General features: G+C 52.6%; 2 rRNA genes (1 of these 2 running past the window's edge). Both read right to left on the bottom strand.

The features are described from left to right. Positions 1–57: 57 nt before the first annotated feature. Positions 58–173, bottom strand: a 5S ribosomal RNA gene (gene rrf, locus ACJJIM_RS19220). A 203-nt stretch (positions 174–376) separates the two neighbouring features. After that, positions 377–2,500: ribosomal RNA gene (locus ACJJIM_RS19225) — 23S ribosomal RNA — on the bottom strand; it runs 758 nt beyond the window's last position.

Below are 2,500 nucleotides of genomic sequence, written 5' to 3' on the forward strand. Positions count from 1 at the left end.
ATATTTTTCAGCCATAAAAAAAGGGCCACCCTGTTGGGTGGCCCTTTCGGATTAGAAGCCTGACGATGACCTACTCTCACATGGGGAAGCCCCACACTACCATCGGCGATGTTGCGTTTCACTTCTGAGTTCGGCAAGGGATCAGGTGGTTCCACAACTCTATTGTCGTCAGGCAAACTGGCTTGGGTTGGCGTTGGTCTTATAAGCAAAGTGCTTGGCCTGCCGCGTTATCGCTGTTTGCCTCGGTCATGTTGTTGACCGGCGATAACCCCAAATAAGTCGGTAAAACAATCTGTAGTAATACACCGCAAGCGATCGTATGTCTCTAACTCACAATCCGCTAGCTTAGCTAGTCGTTAGTAACCATCTCTGTTGTATGGTCAAGCCGCACGGGCAATTAGTACTGGTTAGCTCAACGCCTCACAACGCTTCCACACCCAGCCTATCAACGTGGTAGTCTTCCACGGCCCTTCAGGAGGCTCAAGGCCTCAGGGAGATCTTATCTTGAAGGAGGCTTCCCGCTTAGATGCTTTCAGCGGTTATCCCGTCCGAACATAGCTACCCGGCAATGCCACTGGCGTGACAACCGGAACACCAGAGGTTCGTTCACTCCGGTCCTCTCGTACTAGGAGCAACTCTTCTCAAATCTCCAACGCCCACGGCAGATAGGGACCGAACTGTCTCACGACGTTCTAAACCCAGCTCGCGTACCACTTTAAATGGCGAACAGCCATACCCTTGGGACCGGCTTCAGCCCCAGGATGTGATGAGCCGACATCGAGGTGCCAAACACCGCCGTCGATGTGAACTCTTGGGCGGTATCAGCCTGTTATCCCCGGAGTACCTTTTATCCGTTGAGCGATGGCCCTTCCATACAGAACCACCGGATCACTATGACCTACTTTCGTACCTGCTCGACATGTCTGTCTCGCAGTCAAGCGCACTTATACCATTATGCTCATTGCATGATTTCCGACCATGCTGAGTGCACCTTCGTACTCCTCCGTTACTCTTTGGGAGGAGACCGCCCCAGTCAAACTACCCACCATACACTGTCCTCGATCCGGATAACGGACCAGAGTTAGAACCTCAAACATACCAGGGTGGTATTTCAAGGACGGCTCCACAACAACTAGCGTCGCTGCTTCAAAGCCTCCCACCTATCCTACACAAATAGGCTCAAAGTTCAGTGCAAAGCTGTAGTAAAGGTTCACGGGGTCTTTCCGTCTAGCCGCGGGTACACTGCATCTTAACAGCGATTTCAATTTCACTGAGTCTCTGGTGGAGACAGCGTGGCCATCGTTACGCCATTCGTGCAGGTCGGAACTTACCCGACAAGGAATTTCGCTACCTTAGGACCGTTATAGTTACGGCCGCCGTTTACCGGGGCTTCGATCAAGAGCTTCGCCGAAGCTAACCCCATCAATTAACCTTCCGGCACCGGGCAGGCGTCACACCCTATACGTCCTCTTACGAGTTTGCAGAGTGCTATGTTTTTAATAAACAGTCGCAGCCACCTGGTCACTTCGACCGGCCTCAGCTTAGGGAGCAAGTCCCATCACCAAAACCGGCGTACCTTCTCCCGAAGTTACGGTACCATTTTGCCTAGTTCCTTCACCAGAGTTCTCTCAAGCGCCTTGGTATTCTCTACCTGACCACCTGTGTCGGTTTAGAGTACGATTCACTATTACCTGAAGCTTAGAAGTTTTTCCTGGAAGCAGGGCATCAACCACTTCACCCACTAAGTGGGCTTCGTCATCAGTTCTCAGCCTTAGGGACCCGGATTTGCCTAAGTCCCCAGCCTACAACCTTAAACATGGACAACCAATCGCCATGCTGGCCTAGCCTTCTCCGTCACTCCGTCGCAGTAATAGCGAGTACAGGAATATTAACCTGTTTCCCATCGACTACGGCTTTCGCCCTCGCCTTAGGGGTCGACTAACCCTGTCCCGATTAGCGTTGGACAGGAACCCTTGGTCTTCCGGCGGGGAGGTTTTTCACCTCCCTTATCGTTACTCATGTCAGCATTCGCACTTGTGATACCTCCAGCAGACCTCCCGATCCACCTTCAACGGCTTACACAACGCTCCTCTACCATGCTCCTAAGAGCATCCGCAGCTTCGGTTATCAGTTTGAGCCCCGGTATATCTTCCGCGCAGGCCGACTCGACTAGTGAGCTATTACGCTTTCTTTAAAGGATGGCTGCTTCTAAGCCAACCTCCTAGCTGTCTGGGCCTTCCCACATCGTTTCCCACTTAACTGATATTTGGGACCTTAGCTGGCGGTCTGGGTTGTTTCCCTTTCCACGACGGACGTTAGCACCCGCCGTGTGTCTCCCGCGATTGCACTCCTCGGTATTCGGAGTTTGCATGGGGTTGGTAAGTCGGGATGACCCCCTAGCCCAAACAGTGCTCTACCCCCGAGGGTGAGACGCGAGGCGCTACCTAAATAGCTTTCGAGGAGAACCAGCTATCTCCCGGCTTGATTAGCCTTTCACTCC

It is taken from the genome of Microbulbifer maximicatervae (SeqCode), from assembly GCF_052467615.1.